Origin of the sequence: Vibrio atlanticus (assembly GCF_024347315.1) — a bacterium.
In the GTDB taxonomy this organism is placed as follows: Bacteria; Pseudomonadota; Gammaproteobacteria; order Enterobacterales; family Vibrionaceae; genus Vibrio; species Vibrio atlanticus.
Genome location: NZ_AP025460.1, coordinates 1,772,864 through 1,793,975 on the forward strand (window position 1 = coordinate 1,772,864; position 21,112 = coordinate 1,793,975).

31 protein-coding genes and 1 pseudogene are annotated in these 21,112 nt (G+C 43.2%); 6 read left to right on the plus strand and 26 right to left on the minus strand.

The window, feature by feature from the left end; genetic code table 11:
- Nucleotides 1-17: 17 nt before the first annotated feature.
- Nucleotides 18-2,273: a peptidase U32 family protein gene (locus OCV30_RS07815; protein ID WP_065678009.1), complete on the minus strand. Its 2,256-nt coding sequence runs from the start codon at nucleotides 2,271-2,273 to the stop codon at nucleotides 18-20.
- A gap of 173 nt (nucleotides 2,274-2,446) precedes the next feature.
- Here OCV30_RS07815 and OCV30_RS07820 point away from each other — a divergent pair, with 173 nt between their 5' ends.
- The 3 genes from OCV30_RS07820 (at nucleotide 2,447) to gltS (ending at nucleotide 4,856) form a co-directional block, all read left to right on the plus strand.
- Entirely contained in the window at nucleotides 2,447-3,037 is a 591-nt protein-coding gene (locus OCV30_RS07820; RefSeq protein WP_065678010.1) for a glutathione S-transferase, read from the plus strand.
- Nucleotides 3,038-3,242: 205 nt separating this feature from the next.
- Complete coding sequence (locus OCV30_RS07825; protein ID WP_065678011.1) at nucleotides 3,243-3,431, plus strand: hypothetical protein; 189 nt, start codon at nucleotides 3,243-3,245, stop codon at nucleotides 3,429-3,431.
- A 201-nt stretch (nucleotides 3,432-3,632) separates the two neighbouring features.
- Nucleotides 3,633-4,856 (plus strand): sodium/glutamate symporter, encoded by a 1,224-nt coding sequence (gltS, locus tag OCV30_RS07830; protein WP_065678012.1) that lies wholly within the window; start codon nucleotides 3,633-3,635, stop codon nucleotides 4,854-4,856.
- Nucleotides 4,857-5,006: 150 nt separating this feature from the next.
- Here the strand turns inward: gltS and OCV30_RS07835 are convergent, their stop codons facing one another.
- The 3 genes from OCV30_RS07835 to OCV30_RS07845 all read right to left on the minus strand — a co-directional run bounded on the left by OCV30_RS07835 (nucleotide 5,007) and on the right by OCV30_RS07845 (nucleotide 6,017).
- Nucleotides 5,007-5,456: a GyrI-like domain-containing protein gene (locus tag OCV30_RS07835; protein WP_065678013.1), complete on the minus strand. Its 450-nt coding sequence runs from the start codon at nucleotides 5,454-5,456 to the stop codon at nucleotides 5,007-5,009.
- 67 nt (nucleotides 5,457-5,523) lie between these two features.
- The gene (locus OCV30_RS07840) at nucleotides 5,524-5,757 is read right to left on the minus strand and encodes a hypothetical protein (RefSeq protein ID WP_004733848.1); all 234 of its coding nucleotides are present in this window, start codon (nucleotides 5,755-5,757) and stop codon (nucleotides 5,524-5,526) included.
- 8 nt (nucleotides 5,758-5,765) lie between these two features.
- The gene (locus tag OCV30_RS07845) at nucleotides 5,766-6,017 is read right to left on the minus strand and encodes a Rho-binding antiterminator (RefSeq protein ID WP_065678014.1); all 252 of its coding nucleotides are present in this window, start codon (nucleotides 6,015-6,017) and stop codon (nucleotides 5,766-5,768) included.
- A 232-nt stretch (nucleotides 6,018-6,249) separates the two neighbouring features.
- On the opposite strand from OCV30_RS07845, the gene OCV30_RS07850 reads away from it, so the two are divergent.
- Together OCV30_RS07850 and OCV30_RS07855 are read left to right on the plus strand one after the other, a co-directional pair.
- Nucleotides 6,250-6,615 carry a c-type cytochrome gene (locus OCV30_RS07850; RefSeq protein ID WP_065678015.1) on the plus strand — a complete coding sequence of 122 codons (366 nt, stop codon included), beginning with the start codon at nucleotides 6,250-6,252 and terminating at the stop codon, nucleotides 6,613-6,615.
- 118 nt (nucleotides 6,616-6,733) lie between these two features.
- Nucleotides 6,734-7,912: a BamA/TamA family outer membrane protein gene (locus OCV30_RS07855; RefSeq protein ID WP_065678016.1), complete on the plus strand. Its 1,179-nt coding sequence runs from the start codon at nucleotides 6,734-6,736 to the stop codon at nucleotides 7,910-7,912.
- Nucleotides 7,913-7,981: 69 nt separating this feature from the next.
- On the opposite strand, the gene catB is transcribed toward OCV30_RS07855, so the two are convergent.
- The 4 genes from catB to OCV30_RS07875 all read right to left on the minus strand — a co-directional run bounded on the left by catB (nucleotide 7,982) and on the right by OCV30_RS07875 (nucleotide 10,736).
- A complete protein-coding gene (gene catB / locus OCV30_RS07860; protein ID WP_065678017.1) occupies nucleotides 7,982-8,608 on the minus strand; it encodes a type B chloramphenicol O-acetyltransferase in 627 nt (208 codons plus the stop codon).
- Nucleotides 8,609-8,701: 93 nt separating this feature from the next.
- The gene (locus OCV30_RS07865; RefSeq protein WP_004733853.1) at nucleotides 8,702-9,433 is read right to left on the minus strand and encodes a glucose 1-dehydrogenase; all 732 of its coding nucleotides are present in this window, start codon (nucleotides 9,431-9,433) and stop codon (nucleotides 8,702-8,704) included.
- A gap of 106 nt (nucleotides 9,434-9,539) precedes the next feature.
- On the minus strand, nucleotides 9,540-9,923 hold the full coding sequence (locus OCV30_RS07870) for a nuclear transport factor 2 family protein (protein WP_017087144.1): 384 nt from the start codon (nucleotides 9,921-9,923) through the stop codon (nucleotides 9,540-9,542).
- Nucleotides 9,924-10,019: 96 nt separating this feature from the next.
- Nucleotides 10,020-10,736 (minus strand): HAD family hydrolase, encoded by a 717-nt coding sequence (locus OCV30_RS07875; protein ID WP_065678018.1) that lies wholly within the window; start codon nucleotides 10,734-10,736, stop codon nucleotides 10,020-10,022.
- Nucleotides 10,737-10,989: 253 nt separating this feature from the next.
- On the opposite strand from OCV30_RS07875, the gene OCV30_RS07880 reads away from it, so the two are divergent.
- Nucleotides 10,990-11,322 carry a PBPRA1643 family SWIM/SEC-C metal-binding motif protein gene (locus tag OCV30_RS07880; RefSeq protein ID WP_004733856.1) on the plus strand — a complete coding sequence of 111 codons (333 nt, stop codon included), beginning with the start codon at nucleotides 10,990-10,992 and terminating at the stop codon, nucleotides 11,320-11,322.
- Between the two features lie 105 nt (nucleotides 11,323-11,427).
- Here OCV30_RS07880 and OCV30_RS07885 read toward each other — a convergent pair whose 3' ends face one another.
- The 18 genes and pseudogenes from OCV30_RS07885 to OCV30_RS07970 all read right to left on the minus strand — a co-directional run bounded on the left by OCV30_RS07885 (nucleotide 11,428) and on the right by OCV30_RS07970 (nucleotide 21,106).
- Nucleotides 11,428-11,670, minus strand: a complete 243-nt coding sequence (locus tag OCV30_RS07885) for a hypothetical protein (protein WP_065678019.1) — start codon at nucleotides 11,668-11,670, stop codon at nucleotides 11,428-11,430.
- Between the two features lie 143 nt (nucleotides 11,671-11,813).
- Nucleotides 11,814-12,329, minus strand: a complete 516-nt coding sequence (locus OCV30_RS07890) for a P-loop NTPase family protein (protein WP_065678020.1) — start codon at nucleotides 12,327-12,329, stop codon at nucleotides 11,814-11,816.
- A 266-nt stretch (nucleotides 12,330-12,595) separates the two neighbouring features.
- Nucleotides 12,596-13,054, minus strand: a complete 459-nt coding sequence (locus OCV30_RS07895; protein WP_029222242.1) for a DUF302 domain-containing protein — start codon at nucleotides 13,052-13,054, stop codon at nucleotides 12,596-12,598.
- Nucleotides 13,055-13,235: 181 nt separating this feature from the next.
- Nucleotides 13,236-13,493 carry a hypothetical protein gene (locus OCV30_RS07900; RefSeq protein WP_017080543.1) on the minus strand — a complete coding sequence of 86 codons (258 nt, stop codon included), beginning with the start codon at nucleotides 13,491-13,493 and terminating at the stop codon, nucleotides 13,236-13,238.
- A gap of 199 nt (nucleotides 13,494-13,692) precedes the next feature.
- Complete coding sequence (locus tag OCV30_RS07905) at nucleotides 13,693-14,085, minus strand: hypothetical protein (protein WP_065678021.1); 393 nt, start codon at nucleotides 14,083-14,085, stop codon at nucleotides 13,693-13,695.
- A 122-nt stretch (nucleotides 14,086-14,207) separates the two neighbouring features.
- Nucleotides 14,208-14,789, minus strand: coding sequence for an HD domain-containing protein (locus tag OCV30_RS07910; RefSeq protein WP_065678022.1), 582 nt, complete (start codon nucleotides 14,787-14,789; stop codon nucleotides 14,208-14,210).
- A gap of 66 nt (nucleotides 14,790-14,855) precedes the next feature.
- Nucleotides 14,856-15,263: a GNAT family N-acetyltransferase gene (locus tag OCV30_RS07915; RefSeq protein WP_065678023.1), complete on the minus strand. Its 408-nt coding sequence runs from the start codon at nucleotides 15,261-15,263 to the stop codon at nucleotides 14,856-14,858.
- A gap of 85 nt (nucleotides 15,264-15,348) precedes the next feature.
- Entirely contained in the window at nucleotides 15,349-15,771 is a 423-nt protein-coding gene (locus OCV30_RS07920; protein WP_065678024.1) for a GNAT family N-acetyltransferase, read from the minus strand.
- A 52-nt stretch (nucleotides 15,772-15,823) separates the two neighbouring features.
- Complete coding sequence (locus OCV30_RS07925) at nucleotides 15,824-16,240, minus strand: VOC family protein (RefSeq protein ID WP_009846821.1); 417 nt, start codon at nucleotides 16,238-16,240, stop codon at nucleotides 15,824-15,826.
- 119 nt (nucleotides 16,241-16,359) lie between these two features.
- A pseudogene (locus OCV30_RS07930) lies at nucleotides 16,360-16,704 on the minus strand (VOC family protein).
- An 85-nt stretch (nucleotides 16,705-16,789) separates the two neighbouring features.
- Entirely contained in the window at nucleotides 16,790-17,236 is a 447-nt protein-coding gene (locus tag OCV30_RS07935; RefSeq protein ID WP_065678025.1) for a GNAT family N-acetyltransferase, read from the minus strand.
- Nucleotides 17,237-17,291: 55 nt separating this feature from the next.
- On the minus strand, nucleotides 17,292-17,636 hold the full coding sequence (locus tag OCV30_RS07940) for a VOC family protein (RefSeq protein ID WP_065678026.1): 345 nt from the start codon (nucleotides 17,634-17,636) through the stop codon (nucleotides 17,292-17,294).
- A gap of 59 nt (nucleotides 17,637-17,695) precedes the next feature.
- Nucleotides 17,696-18,052: a hypothetical protein gene (locus OCV30_RS07945; protein WP_065678027.1), complete on the minus strand. Its 357-nt coding sequence runs from the start codon at nucleotides 18,050-18,052 to the stop codon at nucleotides 17,696-17,698.
- Nucleotides 18,053-18,141: 89 nt separating this feature from the next.
- The gene (locus OCV30_RS07950; protein ID WP_065678028.1) at nucleotides 18,142-18,576 is read right to left on the minus strand and encodes a GNAT family N-acetyltransferase; all 435 of its coding nucleotides are present in this window, start codon (nucleotides 18,574-18,576) and stop codon (nucleotides 18,142-18,144) included.
- A 77-nt stretch (nucleotides 18,577-18,653) separates the two neighbouring features.
- A complete protein-coding gene (locus OCV30_RS07955) occupies nucleotides 18,654-19,061 on the minus strand; it encodes a bleomycin resistance protein (RefSeq protein WP_065678029.1) in 408 nt (135 codons plus the stop codon).
- Between the two features lie 49 nt (nucleotides 19,062-19,110).
- Nucleotides 19,111-19,524: a nucleotide triphosphate diphosphatase NUDT15 gene (locus OCV30_RS07960; protein WP_012604024.1), complete on the minus strand. Its 414-nt coding sequence runs from the start codon at nucleotides 19,522-19,524 to the stop codon at nucleotides 19,111-19,113.
- Between the two features lie 138 nt (nucleotides 19,525-19,662).
- Nucleotides 19,663-20,220: a nucleotidyltransferase family protein gene (locus tag OCV30_RS07965; RefSeq protein ID WP_065678030.1), complete on the minus strand. Its 558-nt coding sequence runs from the start codon at nucleotides 20,218-20,220 to the stop codon at nucleotides 19,663-19,665.
- A 40-nt stretch (nucleotides 20,221-20,260) separates the two neighbouring features.
- The gene (locus OCV30_RS07970) at nucleotides 20,261-21,106 is read right to left on the minus strand and encodes an MBL fold metallo-hydrolase (RefSeq protein ID WP_065678031.1); all 846 of its coding nucleotides are present in this window, start codon (nucleotides 21,104-21,106) and stop codon (nucleotides 20,261-20,263) included.
- Between the last annotated feature and the right edge of the window lie 6 nt (nucleotides 21,107-21,112).

Sequence of the window (21,112 nt, forward strand, 5' to 3'; positions counted from 1 at the left end):
CCTATAAGCCTTGCAGCCTATAGACCTTGCACATATTGAGCGTTAGTTCGAACTTCAACCATCTGCTCTAGGTTCTGTTGTGAACCATCAACACCGTTAATCAAACCTTGGAAATGTTTAATCAGCTCTACTTTGTCTTGTACTTCTTTCGAACCCGCGCCGATGTTGGTCAGGTCAATGAAGAACTCGTCGAACAGACCTGAGAAATCCGTTACAGCGTCATGGTTTAAGAACTGCTCGTGGTTGTAAATGCTTGGGTAGCCGCCCTTCTGCTTATCCACCGCGAAAGAGATGCCTTTCACGTTAGTAATCGTGGTCGCTTTCTCACACTTCAACATACAACCCGCTTCAATGCTTGGCTTGTTACAACCTACCGTTCTTTGGAAGAAACACTGACGACTGGTCATCATCAAGATTGGGTGGTAGATGCTGTAGAACAGTTTGAAGTTCTCTGGACGGCGAATATGACGAATCTGACCTTTGTTGATCTCGTTCGAAATGAAAGCACCAGCACAGTTTAGCTCTTCTTTCAGCGTAACCAATGCGTGAGAGTTTGTGGTGTTCATGAACGGGCCTGCTACCCACTCAATTCCCATCTCGTAAGCTTTGTAGGCAATACCCGTGTTGTTGGTCACGATGCGAGCTGGCTTGATCTCTTCAAGGATACGAACTGCTTCGTCGTAATCTTTGCCGATCAATACTGCAGGGAACCAAGGAATCAAACGTGAGTTTGCTGCCAAGATATCGATGTACTTGTTACAACGCTTCTTGAAGCTTTCAGGCAGTTTGAAGTATACATCCGCGTCAGTTACGTCACACAGGTGTAGGTCTTCCACATCCGCGATAAGCATCGACATAGTTGGCTTCTCGTTCACCTTCGGGTGCTGAGGCAGTGCTGGCACTTCAACGTGCTTAATCACTTTCACAGAACCGTTTAAGATGAAATCGATTTCGTCTTTTAAGACCGACACTTCTTTCAAAGGAAGAATCAGACCTTCATCTAAGTTGTCGTAGTTACAGTTTTCAAGCGTATGAACAGCACTCTTCACTGACTTGAAACGCTTTTCAAGTAACGCCTGAGTAATCGCAGTCTCTTTAGCTGTTGCCAATAACGATTGAGATTGAACCGTAAAGTTTTCTTTTGGTGTGTTCACTGTCACCGTAAATGGTTGACCCACCTTAGCGCTAAACGACAATGACACCGGCGTTTTACGAATATCAAGGAACTCGATCTTGTCGCGCATTTCACTACCTAGCGCATTCTTAGCTTCATAAAGATCGCTGGTCACTTCTTGAATTTGCACAACAGAGATTTCATTGTTCTCTTTCGTCGCTTTATCAACGGCGTAGTTCATGCTGTTGTCACGAGGATTATCAATGAACATGTCTTTCGTTAGGTTGCCCTTAAGGAAAGAGTTGGTGAAATCACGGTTGAATACTTTGTGTAAGTTCGAATCGTCTTCGATCAACAAACCACTTTCTACAAAGCTATCAATCTGTTTACGCCACGTGTCTACCACAGTGTATACGTAGTGTGCGCCTTTAATACGGCCTTCTACTTTCAACGAGTCAACTTTCGCGTCAACCAGTTCAGGTAGGTCGTAGTAAGCGGAGTTATCTTTCAAGTTCAGTGGGAACTTGTTGCCTGCGTTGGTGATTTCGTATTCATCACGACATGCTTGGCTACAACGGCCACGGTTACCTGAGTTACCCACACTTACTGAGCTTGAGTAACATTGACCAGAGAATGCGATACACAAAGCACCGTGTACGAACACTTCAGTCAGTACATCGTGATCATGTGCCACTTCCGTCAGCATTTTGATTTCTGGTAGGTTCAATTCACGAGACAAGTTAACGCGCGTCGCGCCAATCTTAGACAAGAACTTAATCTGGCCTTCGTTGTGCGTCGTTAACTGAGTCGATGCGTGAACATCTAACGATGGGAAATGCTTTTTCACCAAATCAAACAAACCAAGATCTTGAACGATGATGCCGTCTAGTTTGGTGTTCACCAGTTGGTTCAGCAATTTAGTGATAGTCTTAATTTCATGCTCCAGCAGCACAACGTTAAGAGTCAGAAACACTTCACAACCATATTCATGAGCAAGGCGAATCACACCATTCAACTCATCTAACGAAAGGTTAGAGGCTCTGTTACGAGCGTTGAAGGTGTCTAAACCACAATAAACCGCATTGGCACCGGCCACGATAGCGGCTTTAATCGCCTCGACATCGCCACCTGGGGCTAATAACTCAATCTTTCTGCTCATTTTTGAAGTCGCTCACTTACTTATAATTTTTAAGGCGCGTATTCTACCTACAACACGATCTCTTTACCACCTAACAACACTTTCCAAACTAAATGACCTCAATAATGCCAAACGAATTCGATTTACCTATCCTTTATTCTTTAAGACGCTGCCCTTACGCTATGCGAGGAAGGATGGGCATCGCACTATCACAGCAGAAAGTGTTACTTCGAGAAATTGTTACCAAAGATAAGCCTAGCGAACTATTGGCCAGTTCGCCAAAAGGCACTGTTCCAGTATTGGTATTGCCTGATGGTCAAATCATCGAGCAGAGCTTAGATGTGATGAACTGGGCGCTTCAACAAAACGATCCTCAAGATCTTCTACGTTCAAGTAACCCAACACTTAATCAACAAATCCACCAGCTCATTAAAGTTAACGATGATGAGTTTATTGGCCACTTAGAAAAGTACAGAGCGTCTGTTCGTTACCGAAACATCGATGTTGAACAACGTCGACAAACCTGCGAAGCGTTCATTCGTCAGTTAGAAGCGCTGCTCACCGATCAGCCCTACTTTTTTGGAGAAACCCCAAGCTTAGCCGATTTTGCCGTGATGCCGTTTGTTAGCCAGTTCGTAAGAGTTGAGAAGAAGTGGTTTGTGCAATCTGAATATCAAAACGTAGGACGTTGGTTAAGAGCGCACCTTGAAAGTAAGCTCTACACCCAAGTCATGAAGCAATATCCTTTGTGGAATGAAACCAAGCAAGATTGTTTTTTTGGGTAGAATTAAGTCGCCATGAATTGCTGGAGATAACTCCATATTGCTGAAGATTACCGAAGATGACTGTAAACAGTTCTAAATAAGCATAGACAGCTCTCTATTGTTATGAAAATCGTGACACTGAATCACAAGCGATGCTATTGATGGCATATTAGATATCAACGAAAATCGCCTTTCACTCAATCACAACGTTAGTTTGAAATGCGCTATGCCAAAAAACAAAGTAAACACATTCAACACACCTAGCCCCGATTTTAAAGGGTTCGCGAAAGTTTCACTGTTAGTGGCCTTCTCGCTTGCCCTTTCAGGCTGTAGCGCGAAAAACAAAGCAACCAACACAAGCCCATCTGCTGCGCAGCAGAATCAAACCTACATTCCAACAAACGTTATTTACTAATCAAATTCCGACGGACTTTATGATAGATAAAGAAAACGTCGACCTATTGATTGAAGAAGGTAACAAACAACTTGTTGCCGATCCGGAATTTCAAAACTTCTTATCATTTGAATATAACAAATGATGTTAATCTAGTTGCTTATTAAAGCGCAATCTGGCGATCAAAAATCACGTCATAATTTCACCTTTACAAGGATCACTATGGAATTTGAAAACAACATCTTACATCTCGGGTCATTCTTTGCAGTGACCATGGGGATCGTGGTTCTATTTATCGGTCGGAGGCTCAATCAGGTCATCGGTTTTTTGAAAGAGTTCAGTATTCCAGAACCTGTATCTGGCGGGATTTTGGCATCGCTCCTGTTCGCGGCTCTTTACGCGACGACCTCAATCGAAGTGCAGTTTGATCTGTTTGCTCGCGATGTATTATTGGTCTACTTCTTTACCACGATTGGTATTAACTCAAGTTTGAAAGACCTGTTCAAAGGCGGAAAGCCCTTGGTCATTTTGCTAGCAATCACTATCTTCTTCATGATCATGCAGAACATCGTCGGTATTTCTGTCGCATCAATGTTTAGCCTAGAGCCTGTCTTTGGTCTACTCAGCGGAAGTATTTCACTGATTGGCGGACATGGCACCGCGATTGCCTGGGCACCCAAGGTTGCAGAAGAATTCGGCCTAGAAAGCGCAATGGAAATTGGTATCGCCAGTGCAACGTTCGGGCTGATTTTAGCCAGCCTGATGGGCGGTCCTATTGCAAAGTTTCTCATCAAGCGTCATAACCTCAAACCTACCGATGAGCAATCAGGCTCAATCGATTCAAAGGCCAAAAAGCAACAACAAGCTCTCACATCATTTCAATTTTTGGACGCCGTATTAGCGATCCATATTTGTGTCATTGTCGGCGCGTTGCTTAATGAATTGATCAGTCAAACAGGATTACAACTTCCACTGTTCGTATCGTGTTTGTTTGCGGGTATCGTGATCACCAACGTAATGCCAGACTCCTACCCAAGAATCTCGGGCGCAAAATGGCCGACACGCTCGCCCGCTATCGACTTAATTGCTGAAATCTCTCTGGGTACATTTTTGGCGATGTCATTAATGAGCATGCAGCTTTGGACGCTCATTGATTTGGCGGGTCCTATCTTCGCGATATTGGCAATGCAGCTGCTACTGGCCGTGATAATCAATATCTTCATCGTGTTCCCATCAATGGGTAAGACCTATGATGCGGCTGTTGTATGTGCTGGGTTCGGAGGGATTTCGTTAGGTTCAACACCTACAGCCATGGCAAACATGTCGGCAGTAAGTCAGAAATATGGGCATTCAGCACAAGCCTTCATCATCGTGCCATTGGTATGCGCGTTCTTCATTGATTTAGCGAACGCCCTGATTATTCCTTACTTCATGAGAATGATGTAGCTGACCTTTGTTAAGACGGTACACCACAATTTGTTAAAGCGGTGTACCGCAATTTATTTAGGCGGTGTACCCCAATAAAAAGAGCCGCTCGTACAGAGCGGCTCTTTTGCTAATGACTCAATTTGACTATCACTAACGACAACCCAAAGCTTATTGAATCGCTATCGAAATCTCGACTTCAGTTTCGCCTTTGTAGAATTCAAAATCTGTCGTGTAAGTTCGAACATGTGGGCAATCCGCTGCGTTGAAATACGCCCATACTTCACCCCATAGGTCGATCACTGCTTGAGGGAGTTCACCTTCAGCAGAAAACGTTAAGTATTTGCCTGCTTGTATTTCGGTTTCGACAAGCGCATCTAAATTGTTATCGGTGAGTGCGTTAGTACAAGCGATAACATCAAATTCACCCGTAAAGTCTGACTCGTAGTTGGTGTAGACACCATACACTTTTGAATCCGGCGTTAATTTTGGAAACGCTTGGTCAAAAAAGCCCTGCCACAATTGCCCTATCTTGGCTTTGGCTTGGTCCATCTCATCGGTATTAGTGGTTCTTACTGAAAAACCATACGCCTTTACGGCTTCAATCGTTTCTACTTTCATTCGTTTTATTCCTAAGCCAATTGACGATCTAACTGTATTGAATCCAATGTTTTGTAAAATAACACGACTAATCTTGTATCTCTTTATGGCCGCACTTTTCACAGACAAGGTGACGAGAAAACTCATCCATTGACGCGATAAACGGGCCAAGGAACCAACCTTTTATCATGCCTGCCCAAAACTCGCTTCGCTTTTGATTAGGTTTGTCTGCAAACGCACTCGTCTTTCTGACCAACACAACAACATGTTGTGTGTCTTCTCTGCACGCGGTGCAATAGCATTGTTCTATGGTGTTATTCATTTGAAAGCCTATGACGTTTTGAATGAAATCTGCTGAAAATGAGGATTGTCGACACAGACTTCTAGTGTGGAAAGATCAGTGAGTACGACAAGTTGTTCTACACCTTGAATACTGACCTTAATGCACTCTTCACGGCTATCATTGCGTTGAGTATCTAATCCGACACATTCAAGCTGCTCGCCAGACTTCAGCGTTAATTTGATTGGGTATCGGTGCATACACACAATCTCAATATAATCGTAATCGTTGCAACTAATCATAATACCCCTCCAATTCATCCACCACGCTAATGCGACACGCCATACTATGCAATATGCATATAATCAATCATTTACCTACATCACATTGATGTTCGTCCGCAACTAAACTTGCTTCTAATCCTATTTCTAAACCTACTTCTAAACTTAGCTTAATCCAGCTTAACCCATTCACGTTTCTTCTACTCACGCCTGCTTATTCTTTCATTGTTAAATAATAATCGAGAACAAAACAATGAAAACCATGAACCATTTACACGTGTTAGCTTTTTTAGGTTTAGTCGCTTCAATGATGACGTTTAATGCAAGTGCCGCCTCAGAAATCGATGCGAGGCACTTTGCCAATGGTAAAGCCAAATACACGCAGCTTTGTCGGGTGTGTCATGGCGACAAAGGACACGGTGATGGCCCCACTGCCGCTTCATTGCCACACAAGCCCGCCAATATCGCTAATAAACTAGGCGGCTTTTTTACCAGTCCAAGTTCTTTGGCGGATGACATTTTAGAAGGTAACGTAGAACAAGGTATGCCAGCGTGGAAAGGGACAATTACCAAGCAAGATGCTCTGGATATTCTGACGTACGTAGAAACTATCCAATAGTAAACGCTGTTCCATTCGCCTTTTGAACAGATATATCGGTTAATACTCCTCGTTCTATTGCGCTATCTATTTGATTGATTACACTCAATTTAATGGATAGTGAATAATACGGAATGTTATGACCTTTAAACCTTTAGCACTAAGTAGCCTGATACTTGTTTCTACGACGACACACGCCGTCAGCTTTATCGATGAAATTGATGGCCAACTCGATATGGGAGAATACCTCGCAGAAAATGCCTACGGTTTTCTTCCTGTTCCAATTCTAATTACAGAGCCTGCGGTAGGATACGGTGGCGGCTTCACTGGTATCTTCATGCACGAATCTGAAGAGCAAAAAAACACACGTAAAGAACTCGCCGAAAAATCCATCGATGGTGGCGCCCAGCTTCTCACCCCTGCAATCACTGCGATTGGCGGCTTTGCGACAGAGAATGGCACTTGGATGGCGTTTGTTGGTCACAAGCGCAGTTGGAATGAGGACTCAATACGCTATCTTGGTGGATTAGGTTATGGCGATATCAACATGACCTTTTATAGACAAAGCTCTCCGAACGCCTTGTCTCCACTCGATCCAAACGAAGGTGTTGAGCTAGGACTCAAAGGCATGGGCGGGATACAGAAACTCCAATTTAGAGTACCCGACTCCCAATGGTTACTGGGGGTTTCTCAACAGTTCTTCGCACCAACACTCTCACTTAATAATCATCCTAAAGCGCAAGAAATCTTAAACAACATTGGCAACACGTCACCGACCTCTTCCGGTTTGGGTCTAATCGCTGAATACGACAGCAAGAACAGCTTCTTGAATCCGACGCAAGGATACAACTATGTCGCGGAATACCTTTGGTTTGGTGATGCCATTGGCAGTGATTACACCTATCAAACGTTTAATTTGGAAGGGCTGAATTATTGGGAGTTAAACAAGGAGTGGAACTTAGCGTTGCGAGGACAGTACAAATCATTGTCGACCAACGAACGAGTGCTTTCACCTCAATATTACCCAGACATTGAACTCAGGGGTATCGCCCGTAATCGTTATCAAGGTGAACACACGGTCGCGGCAGAAGTTCAAGTAAGCAAACAGTGGACACCACGTTGGTCAACCGCGGTGTTTACGGGAATTGGCTATGCGGGTGACAGCGATAAAGACATGTTTGGTCAAAGCTCTCACGCGGCTTACGGTGTCGGTTTCCGATACCTTATCGCAAGGCGCTATGGTTTGATTTCAGGGATTGATATTGCGTTCAGTGAAGAAGATACCGCGCTCTACTTCCAAGTCGGTGCGGGTATCTAATTCATTACGCTGTGCTTACCCGATAAACTAAAGCAGTAGCGTTAAGACAAAGCGCTCCGGTAACAATAATTACTTGAGTGCTTTCCAGTATTGATAAAGTCCATCGATATCTGAAGAGCACATCAACGACATTGCGCCTTTGATTTGTTCTTCGCTCCACTCCCACCATTTCATTTCTAACAACTGAGCAATTTCAGTTTCATTGAAACGATAGCGGATGTGACGCGCAGGGTTTGAACCAACAATCGAGTATGGCGCTACGTCTTTAGTCACAACTGCTAGACTTGCGATGATGGCTCCGTCACCGACCTTAACACCACTCATGATCATGGCTTCTGTGCCAATCCACACATCGTTACCAATCACGGTATCACCCGAGCGTTCAAAGCCGTCTATCGCGCCTTCAAACTTCTCATCGTCTTGATAGAAGAACGGGAAGGTACTCACCCATTGATTTTGGTGACCTTGGTTGCCCGCCATCATAAACACGGCGCCAGAACCAATCGAGCAATAGCTACCAATGATCAGCTGATCGATATCGGTTCTATCCGGTAATAGGTAACGCGCACAGTCATCAAAGCTGTGGTTATGGTAGTAACCTGAGTAATAACTGTGCTCGCCCACGATGATGTTTGGGTTGGTCACCTGTTCTTTGAGTGACTTTCCAACAAACGGGCTTTCGAAATAATTTTTCATGTTTGTACTCTTAGTTTCGTTCTTTTAGTTAGGTACTTTTGTTGCGTGTTTATGGTTTTAACTGGTTTATCTTAGTGTAAAGGCCAACGTGCCCTATCGACCGCCCGCAATATCAATAAATGAGCCGGTTACATAAGAAGCTTCGTCTGACAATAACCACGCGATAGAGTTAGCCACCTCTTCTGGCGTGCCACCTCGTTGTAACGGCAGTTGCGAAGCTAGTCTGTCTACGCGATCTGGCTCTCCGCCGTCTGCGTGCATCTCAGTATAAATACAGCCTGGCCTTACGCCATTCACTCGGATATTACGTGAAGCCAATTCAAGCGATAAGCCTTTGGTCAGTGAATCCATCGCACCTTTGGATGCTGCGTAATCCACATATTCAAACGGCGCACCTGTGCGAGAAGCGGCAGACGATACATTCACAATCGAACCCGCGCCATCAGCTTGTTTAATAAAGGCTTTACTGCACAGAAAGCAGCTTGATACGTTGGATTTCATCACCTTTTCAAAGCGATCCAATTCAATATCAACCAATGGTGACTGGGTAAACAAGATCCCGGCATTATTGACCAAGTGAGTGACTGGACCTAGCTTGTTACGAGCAATCTCAAACAAGGATTTCACATCCGATTCAACAGACACATCCGCCCGAACACTGATAGCGGTTCCGCCTTGTTCGCGAATCTCGTTCACTAGATCTTCAGCTCGCGATTCATTGTGTATAAAGTTAACGCATACGGCATAGCCTTTACTGGCCAATAATTTAGACGTCGCTGCGCCAATCCCTCGGCTTCCGCCTGTTACAATCACTACCTTGCTCAATGAAACCTCCTAATGCCACTTGTTTGTTATAACCTGATTTTTCGATGAAACCTGATCGTTCGATATAACCTGATTTTTCGTTACAAACTGATCGTATCGATACAAACTAATTGCTCGATACAACCTGAACCCACTGCGATCGCCACGCCGGCGCTTCGAATGGGTCTGGCCAAAACTCAGTTTGCTTTTGAATTAAACCATCAACAACCGTGTGAAAGGTAATCACTCGGTCTTTCAATACACTGTCAGTAACCGAAACGTCCGTTACTACGGAATCTCCTTCACAGACAATCGAATTCAGGGTGAATTCCCAAACACCATTGGCTGGGTATTCAGAGTTGATTGCCGTAAAGTTATCGCGCCCTAATGTGAGTTCAGATGACTGAGGCCAATAGCCTTCAAAATCTGCGGCTAGCCATTCACTTGCCTTGGCAAAATCATTACTGCGCATTGCATCCCAAAAACCTAATACCACTTCTTTTGGTGTCATTATTCTTCCTTAAAATCGTTCAGTTATAACGAATTTTTTACATAGCTATTTAGGTACGTGAAGAGATCGCTTTAAGCGTACTTAAACTATATACCTCTACGTATACTTACCGATGATCGTTAAAAGATCATCGACATGGTTGGCAATGTAATCGGGCTTGGTTTGCCAGTTTTCAGGCTCAGATCGGCTATAACCGGCAGCCACCGCAATCACTTTTGCATTGTTACCCAATGCTGCTTCAATATTGCGAGCAAACTGTGTATCCGCTTCATGGTCACCGATGTACATCAAACAAAGCTCGTTAGACTGATCGGCGCCAAATATGTTCTCAACACATTTCACGCCACCAAACGGGTGTGGCTTTTGGTGGCCGTTCGAGACATCGTCATAGCCCACTACCGATTTAAACAAACCGCCAATGCCATAACTGTCTAGTACACCACGAATATTCAATTGAGAGTTTTGAGAACAGATCCCATGAGGGAGATGAGCAAACTGACTTACCACAGTGTTCATCCCGTCAAACAAGGCGACCGCAGTTTGGTTTTTCTCTTGATGCTCTGCCCACATTCCACCGGCGATCAACATTTCGTCATGTGATAGGCCGTAATAATCGACATATAAAGCTTGCCAGTTTTTAGCACCATGGTTGGCTTCGTGATAAAGCGTTTCGCTCAGCAGATATTTAGGTAAGTTCTCACCTGATAAGCGTGGCGCGACCACAGAGATAATATCTTTAGTAATTGCGATATTCTTTGGAACTGAATTCACTAAGGTTCCATCGTAATCCCACAGGATGGCATCTAACTTCATGGGGTATCTCGTTGTTTAAATTGACGATTTCAATTTATCACTTGAGGCCCTGTTAAGGGAAATCTTATTGTCTTGAGTTTCAAAATTAGTCTAATTAGAACAAAGCAATAAAACAAATAATTGCTGGCAAACAAAAACCAACAATCTTTACTCACATCACTGCTTTATCAATTGGAATATATGCGTATAATCCCCCGCTCTATAACGCTACCTAGCATAGGAATAGCGTCATCCCAAATTTTGTGAGTACCCAATGTCGAAACTATTTTTCAAAGGCCGTATCGAAACAAGACAGAACCACGTTCTTGCTGGCTACAATGTAAACCGCGATGTTAAAGTGGGTACTGAAGAGTCACCAGTTGCTGTAATGGTTCAAACTGAAGCTCGTAAAGCAGAAGTTGAAGCAATCGCGGCCGAGCATTCAATCTTTGTTACTGTATCTGTTGATGCAACTAAAGAAGAAAACACGCTTGAGTTCGACACGTTGCTAAACAAGCCAAAAACAATGACGTTCGAAAAGACACCTAACCGTAACGACCCATGTTCTTGCGGTAGCGGTAAGAAATACAAGAAGTGTTGTGCATAAGGCTTCTCACTCAAACTGCCAATAGCACGATGAGTTAAGTAATACCTAACGGGAAGATCATTGATGATCTTCCCGTTTTTATTTGCCTAAGCCAAACTTACAAACTCAGTCGAGGTTGTCTGGTGTATTCAGATATGTTCCACATTGGGTACATTTGTAATCACCTGTTGCGCCCGAACCTGTTACACCAAAAGATAGAAGCTCCGATAAAATTCGTTGGAGTAAGCTCGGTTCTTTATCTTCAGCTTGTGGTGCCTTTTGCATTTGGCTACTGAACATCGTGTACCTATGCAGTGTAAGTTCCTTACAGTTACAGCAGAACGCTCTCGTCTTCTCACTTCCATACATAATATCTATAGCCTTAACTCAAAGCACAAATTAAACACAAATTAAACACATGGCAAATATGCCACATGTTGAGTTAAATCTAAATATATTCATGAAGTTATGAGCAAATTAAAGCGTTTCAAAGAAAGGTAAGTTCTCACCTGTTAAGTGACGTGTTGGCGGACAAAGTTATTCAATTCACTCACGCTTCTGATGATGTGAACCTCTTTCTCTTTTGCGCGTAATTCTAACCGTAGTCTAAAGTCGTCATTCCAAAACTTAGGGCACAGTTTTAGTGTCTTGTAACTTTGTATCGTGCCTTTTATCACTGAGCTTCCATCAGGCCAGCCTTCAGGTTTAACGAACAACCCTTTGAGCATTCGCTTGGTAACAAACCAGTAGCTAATTGGATAAGGAAGGTCGATATAAACCAAAGTATCTGCGGCTTCTAAACGTGTGTTGAATGAGCCTAGAGGGCCAAAACCATCGATGATCCAGCTTTCAGAATTGATTATGTTGTCGTGTGCTAGGTCGAACACTTCACGCTCAACAAACTCTCCGCTGGCCTTATAAACAATAGAGTCCAACTGGTGAAGCTCTATGCCTGTAGCTAGTGCTAACGCTTTGCTGATTGTGGACTTTCCACTCCCAGGCTTGCCAAAAACCGCGACCTTTTTCATATGACTTCCTCTATTCAGATAAAACCCATAAGACAGCGACAAAAAACCCACCTTACGGGTGGGTTCGATAAACAAAGCGCATCAACAATCCCACCATTCCTATGGAATGATGATAATTCGTTGGTTAGATGACGCTAAATTCAGTTTCATAACACTACTTTTATATATTGTTGCTTAGTTGTCAATGCAGCCAAACGTTGATTGGGAAGCTATATCATCGTCAAGTCGCACCCATTAATGGTCTAAATGAGTGCTTATTGGCTCGGTTATTCAGCTTTCGCCACTGTCGCTTCTGAAAGCTTGCTTAGTACACCCGATATCTTCTTAACCACTTCGTCACAGCCATTGATTGCGTGACGCTCTACCAAGTAATTAGGATCGTTGTAAGATAGCCATACTTCTTTATTAGAATCCTCAGTGACTAATACCTTCTGCGGTAAATCTATCGCGACATCTTGAGCGCATTGCATTAATGGTGTCCCTACTTTTGGGTTACCAAAGATGATGACTTCCGTTGGTCTCAATTCAAGATCGACCTTACTCGCATTTTTCTGATGGTCGATTCTCGCAAACAAGGTCAAACCTTTGCTTTTGGCGATTTCTTCAAAGCGGTCAGCGGTCTCTTTCACTGAGTAATTACTTTGGTATTTAATCAAACCATCAGAAGCCGCAGCTGAAAATGATGCCGAGAGTAAAATGGCGCATAGTGGTAGTAATTTTTTCATCGTCACCTCTGAGATTTAGCCTAATCAAACTTACATTCATAGCGCCACTTCTTAAATCAGTGACGCAACCCATGTCAGTATAGACGCGTTTCCATTCTCAGTTTGCAGAGAGGATCACTTTTCTAATGCGTCTTATTATCATCGGTTTAGGTAGGAATTGTTTCAAAAGCTAAACACACAATCAGTGCCACGACTTAGTCCCGCATTTTTCACACTGGTATTCGTAATCACTGTCGACATAAAAACCAGGAACATTATGATCACCTTTAAACAATAACGTCATCAGGTACTCCATCAACACGCCTAGCTTCCATTGTTTCTTTTCAGATTCAGCGTCCGCTTTAGATTCAGCATCGGAAGCGTTAACAGCAAGGTGCGGGGTAAGTGCGTTGCACTGCTCACAGTGATAAGGGTGTTTAATATACTTATTATCAAGCATTTATATAAGCCAACTAACATTTATAAAGTTGATGCATACTAACAACTTATCACTCGGTTCTCGAACTTATTGTTGTCCATTAGAGTTTTATTAGAAAGAAATGAGACACAAGATAATACCATGTGTCATGCATCTACTTTAATTGGCATTGCGGTGTTCAATAGCAGAACAAAAAGAGTAACCGTGTATCGTTTGAAATTTAGTTAAGCGCTTTAATTAGAACCGTGTATTTCCACAGGTTTGCTTCATCTTCTCCAAGCTCGATACTTGCTTCTCCACCCTCTTTATCAAGAATAAAAACAGGCATCTCACTACTAGACTCACCATTTTCATAATCGCATGACATTTTGGCCTCTAATAGAATAGCGTTAGCTTCATGCTTAGAAAGAACACCCGAATAAATGCATTCTTCAGTTTGAGATGAGACTTCCTGTCCGAAAGAGTCGAACTTAAAGGTTGGGAAGTTGAGTTTTGATTCAGAATCCTCGATAGTGACCGACACTTGGTAATCGATCGCTTCAATATTGGTATTGGTTGCAAATGCACTACCAGAAACACTAAGCAACAATAAAGCTAAAGCAGTGGTTTTCATGTGGTTCTTATTCCTTTAACAATGGGCTTGCTACGCTGAAGTAACACTATGAATTCCTGAGTTTAATTTAAACGTTGTTAGGTTGAAACTTCTTTGTCATTACTTGGCAAGATAGTTAATTTTTACTTTAATAACCCTTTGTCCGCAGCCCCTTCAAGTTGCACTTCTAGTTCATTCCATAAAGCACGACTGCCTTTAGAAATACGCTCGCCATTGAAGGTCAGTACTTTGTTTTTGGATATGTTGTGCTTCTTCCAGCTGTGACCACCACCATGGATGTTATGAAGCAAAGGTGGCACTCTATCGATCGCCTTACCAAATCTAGCTTCCGGTGACTCACCCGCTTCGAACTCAAGCCATAAATCCAAATACTCGCTTCTTGAATGGCTCGGCAATGATTTCAGCAAACGCTCAACGCAGTTTCTCTCTTTGAGCTTGTTTTCTTCGGTTTCACTGGCATAAATGATGGTGTCTCCGGCATCGATTTCCCCAAGGTCATGTATCAGCAACATCTTCATCACTCGGGTAATATCGATTTCTTCATTGGCATAGTCTTTCAACATAAGTGCGCTCAAACAGACATGCCAACTGTGCTCGGCCGAGTTTTCATATCGGTCCAATCCAACCGGTTTTGTTTGTCGATGAACATCCTTTAATTGTTCAATTTCGACCATGAATTGCAGAATGCCTTTGATTTCTTCCACGATGAGCTTCCTTAACTTAAGTTGTGATTTAGCGGTGCGGAGGGTTAACCTCACGAAAGAGAAGCGTTACTCCCAATGAACCGACATTTTGTAATACGCAACACCCGATTTTTCAAATTCAGAGCCTTCTACAGCCATCCCAAACTTTTGATAAAAACCTAAAGCCGTTGTACGCGCATCGCACCAAAAATATTGGATGTTTAAATCTTTGAGGTTAGAGATTACATGCTCAATCACGTTTGAACCTATTCCCTGCCCTTGGAAATCAGGCAGCGTGGCAAACTTTCTCAGCCTCGCTTCATGGCCTTGGATATAGATAGACGCGACACAAACCAACTGCTCACCAACAAACGCGCCGTAATGCGTTGCTTGTTCGTCATCTGGCACCATACAAAACGACATCGGTTTATCAGGCCAAAGCACTTGATGCCTAACCGGAAGTACCTCCGTCGCTGAAAGCTGTTTTATTTCCATATTCTCGGTTTAACTCCCGACTTGATGACCCTTGTTGTAATTGCAGCGCTTGTGATTGCCATGATTATTATTACTAAGCTTATTATTACCAAGCTTGGTACGTCATTAAGTGATAACGCTCTAATCCCTCTCCCTCTGTGGACGAGATAACAAAGCCTTGCGACTGATAAAAGCCAATCGCATTTTCATTGGCAGTCAAACACTTCAATGTCAGACCAGAGTAATGTTGTTTGCAGGTATTTAGTAAAGCAGAACCAGCCCCAGAACGTAGCGTTCGCGGGCAAACATAGAGGTGATGGATGAAACTCTCAGGTTCCCAAACAGAGGCAAAACCTAAAACCTTGTCGCCAGAAACAGCCACCCATATCTGCTCACTTTCTGTATCTAATTCGAAATCGGATAACTCAAAAGCGTCGGCATCAGCCCAATGAAAGGTGTATTGTCTTGATTCTAGATAGAGCGCCTGTAAAGCGGTTAAATACTTGGGTTGATACCTTGTGACTTCCATGTCGCTCCTGCCTATCCGTATGACTAGAATTAAGGTTGTTGACTAAGCTTTTCTACCTGTTAGCCATAGGGTGTTCAGGGTTTAACTGAAGCAGATCCCACAAGTTACCGTAAAGATCTTCAAACACAGCAACGGTGCCGTAGCCTTGCTCTTTAGGCTCTCGGACAAAGTTAATGCCCAAAGACGTCATACGTTCGTAATCACGCCAGAAATCATCGGTGTTTAAGAATAGGAATACGCGTCCACCAGCTTGGTTGCCGATGAAATCGTGTTGCTCAGGCTTGGAAGCTCTAGCAAGTAACAGGCTCACACCGGTTGAATTTGGTGGAGCAACAACAACCCAACGCTTATCTTCTTCTGGTAGATACGTGTCTTCGATAAGATCAAACTTAAGCTTGTTTACATAGAAATCAAGCGCTTCATCGTAGTCTTTTACCACGAGTGCAATGTGGACAATATTCTGTTTCATAACATACCTTGTTGGGGTTTTAGCTGCGTGGAATGATGCCATGAAGCAGGCAAAGACACTAGGTGTCTCATCATAAATCGTAGTATCTCGTCCGTCACAATCTAAAAGCTATGCACCACCTATAACTGCCAGAATCCGAGCTCGACGCCACCTTGAATAACAATGGCACACATGCCGTGACGTGGTAACTCCATTGGCGGCACCACGACTTCGGCACCTAGTTTCTAGGCTGCATTTACTGCAGACTGAATATCCTCAACCAGCGTGTAATGACGAACAGTTGGTTCTTCAGTTTCACGAAGTGGTGCTCGAATGCCAATTACCCCACCATTAGATAGCTTTGCAGTGCGCGCCCCACCAAGGTTCACATCTGCACCACTGAACTTCACGTTGTAGAGCTGAGCATATGTTGCACAAACAACATCGACTTCTGGGGTAACCACTTCAAGATATTGAACTTTCATCAAATTTCCTTCTCGTGCTCTTTAAGACTCTCAACCTGCATACAGCTGTGCAGGTGTTTCTCATCAATAATTAATCGGTTTAATATTACGAAGCGATTTGACCGCGCATGATAAATTGCGGGCCTGCTGCGCCACCTAAATACTGTTCATTGGTATCTTCGAAGCCGCCTTTCTTATAACAGTTGAATGCTGCGGGGTTTTTGCAATTCACGGTTAAGTAAATCGACTCATACGCTAAGTAATTCGCTTTTAAATACGGAAACAAAGCCTTCACCGTGCCTGTTCCTAAACCAAAAGCTCTTAGCCCAATGCTTCCTTCAGGGCAAAACTCATAAGAATCTGCGTAAGCGATATCCAGCTTAAAGAAACCAACAACTTCCTTATTAGACTTAATCACGTGCAAGTGCGTGGTTTGACTGCCGTCTAATAAAAACTCTGCAGCTGTGCCAGCGAACTTGACCTGTTCATCGGCTAATTGGATGGCCTGAACTAACGCCACATGTGACTCTTCAAGCCTTTCGATAGTTATCATTGTTGTTCCTTTTTATATAAACCACATAGTCCCTTATTGAGAGGCGGGAGAAGTTCTAACCTCGTAAGCCAATTAGGTTACCAAATGGGTCCTCTACTTGGCACATGATTAGCCCACCTTCTATGGCCATTGGACCACGATATAACGTTGCCCCAATTGACTGAAAATAAACAAGAGATTCTTCAACGCTGTCGACTGACCAATACAGTACTGTTCCTTTTTTACCTGCATTAACTTTATTGTCAGCTTGCACAACTTCAATAGAGAACCCATTAAGATCCAAAACTGTAAAATCAGAATCTGGATGATAAATGGCAACGGCATGTGGAAATGCTTTCTGGTACCAGTTCAGCCCTTCTTCAATATTTGCGACATGGACAAGGATAGCGATTGGACTCAAATTTACCTCTTCTTCGTTGTTACCGATTATTCAGGATAAAACAAGTTAGTCTGAACCGACTAAAGCTCATCGCTAGTGTCTCGAGAACCGTAGTGTGGGAAGTTGATATTAAGAACGTTATCATCCTCAAGTGTGAATAGAACACTTCCATTCTCTACACCGGTTTCGTTCCTATCCGAACAACCTAGAAACAGCTCCCAATCAAACGAATATTGAAGTCGGTATTGATTCGTATTGATGTGTAGAACGTCTTTGATTTTAATGCCGTTCACCACATGTGCCATATCATCGATGTATGACAGATCGGGGATTAACTTTTCTTCGAAATCACTCTTATGCTCGGTGAAGAAATTGAGCAGCTCAGAACATAACTCGGAGCCATGAATCAATGATTTAGACAAACTAAAAAACAACATTTCTAAATACTCCAAGGATTGTTTTGATATTGGGAAGATGCGCGCGAACCTGTTACAAATTAACGCTCAGCCAACACTAACCTTTAAGGCTAAACGTTACTATTATCCGAGCTATTAAACGAGTACATTCGAACTTCATCTCGAGGAAACCAGCCCAATTTTTCGTAAAACTGTTGAGCGTTGATGTTGTCGTTATAGACAAACAAGTGGGTCTTCGGGATGCCTAACCCTGCAAGTGCGTTGACCGCCTCTGCGACAAGCTTACAACCTAACTTTTGCCCTCTAAAGTTGGCCGAGACAGCTAAATGTTGTAAATACCCACGACGTCCATCCGTTCCGACTAACACAGCGCCAATGATCTCGTTGTTACTTTCAGCCACAAAACTCAGACCAGGGTTACGATCTAAATAGCTCGCAATGCTTTCTTTCGAATCGGCATCGCGAATACTCATGCCTTCTGTCTGACACCACAACGCGATCACTGAGTCGTAGTCTGAAATGTCCATTTCCCGAATGTTGACCACTCTACTCTCCTTGTTTATACGGGTACTTAGTTAGCCGTGTTTCTCGTATTAAATGAGTAGCTAATAATACTTATGTGTTAACGAATATCTTGGCAGAACCTAAAGAGATAACCATCTGGAGTTTGAACGATGAACTGCTTCTGAATCGCTATGGACTCTCCACATTGATAAGACTTCGACTCTAACGCTAAGTAAATAGAATCAGCGGCGCTTTCGTTAACTCTCTGATAAAGTGGTTCGATATCGATAACATCCCATTGAAAGTTAACGCCACGCCCTAAAGGAAATTCCAGGTCACCTGAAAGCCATTTTCGACTTTTGCCCGCAATCCCTTCAAGCATCACATCAACACCATCAAGCGTTAGATAAACAAACTCTTCATCTGGGCGCTCGTATTTCACTTCAAATCCCAACACATCGACAAAGAAGGATTGGCTCACATTAATATCGAAACAATAAAGCTCAGGAACTACTCGTAATGTCATCATTGATCCTTTAGTCATTCAATTAGAGATATGAGGAGAATCTGTTTTACTAAGCCAGCTTCCCAAAGATGACTGGATCGCTCAACAGATTCGTCAGAGGAAGAAACAATGGCTCAGGTAACTCATCTAGCTTAAACCATTTCCATTGCTTACATTTATCAGGTTCTGTCACCTGCGGTTCGCCGCTAGCGTCAGAAGCAACAACAAACAGCGTAATATAGTGCTTGTTCTCTTTCTCAAAAATATCATTGGTAAAAGAGAGCTTTTCAAATCCACTAACAACTAGGCCTGTCTCTTCAAGTGTTTCACGTTTGGCACACTCTTCAATGCTCTCACCCCATTCAAGGTGTCCGCCCGGCGTTGCCCACGTATGAGCCCCATGAGAACCAATTCGCTCTCCAAGTAGTACTCGTCCTTCACGTAGAATAACCGCAGCGACACCTACTCTTACTTCATGACTCACTTAAAACTCCTTAATTCTTACCAAGGGACAAACGTACAGCTAAATGACTAACAATGCTGAGATTGCTTTCAAACTTACCACTGACGCCAAGCCGAGTTAAATACCAAATGTTGAGAATCATCTCGCAAACTCTATCGTTCAATCCCAAGGGAGTACGTTAACTTGCTGCCATCGAACCTTATATCCAGTGGTCATTTTATTGTAATTTGATTGAGTCATTGCTCGCTTATTCGGTTTAATCAGCATATCAAACGCGTCTTCCACACCGTATGGAGCAAACAAATTTATATCGCCTGAATCATCCAGAGTAAACCCAATAGCAAACGCAGAAAGCCAAGACTCGATACCTTGCTCAACACGTTCGTATGGCTGAATGGCGCAACCAAACTTCTTAGCGTAACGCTCATGGATGATCGCTTGGTTCTTTACATCCACGTCGACACGATGGCTTAACCGCGAACGAATGCGGTTTTTGAACTCACCTTCGGTGATAGCTGAGGTACTATTGAAATAGACAACATCGAAGTCTTTAACTTGCTCTAGAAGCGGTTTGTTTTCAATATCATTCCAGATTATTTGAGTGATTGCACCGCCTGCAATATAAAAGTTGGGTAAGCCGACTTCATGACATGCTTTCGCTGTCTCGATTAGCTCTGGAACTTGTTGAATGAGATTCTTTAGTTTTTGTTTATTCATCGTGACCTAACTAACATCAAGCTGAGTTTTTTTACCAACGTTACACATGAATACATCGACCTGTCGGCATTGCTTCCAGACGCTCGCCTAATACTTCTTTCAACAAGTCAAAGGCTTTCTTGCCTGTGCAGTGCCCTGTATACAGTTTATCAATGGGGTATTGAGACAACGTCAACCCAAGATCTCTAATGTCTTGCTTTTTGCCACCAATACTATTGAACAATGGTAAGCCCACTAGATGGAAGCCCCCGACAACCGCTTTTATTCTCTCTCCCGGGAACAGAGTAACCGCGGTATCAATCATATTGAGAACGCCACTATGCGCACATCCAGTAAATATAACTAAACCGTCCGGCTCTTTAATCACTAACAGTAATTCATGATCAAATGAGTCACGCTCTCGTTGATTCTTCGACTGTGTATATAGGTATTTATTGCCCTTAGGTTGTTCGTGTTTCGCGCTAATATCAGTAATAGCAAAGACATTCGGGGCGATCTCGGTCGTACGATTGACTAAGATTAACCGCTCGTTGCTGTTTTCTAGCAAGTCCGTATTGATCCCGACATCACTTTTGAAACCGAAAGCCCGGAAATGATAGCTTTTCTGCTCGCAATTTTTCAGAAACACTTTGGCTTTAGAGTTATGAGCAACAAAATCGGCAGCACCATTACAATGGTCATGGTGCCTGTGTGATATGACGGCGAGGTCTACATCTTTGATATCAATACCCAGTAACGGTGCGTTTTGACAAAACGTATCGCCACTTCCCATATCGAACAAGATCTTTAGCGAACCAGTTTCAATATGCAGTGATAGCCCGCGCTCAACAGCTAAGTCTTTCCTGTCATCCAGTCGAGAGTTGTCAACCAGCGTCGTTATTTTCATAGTTCT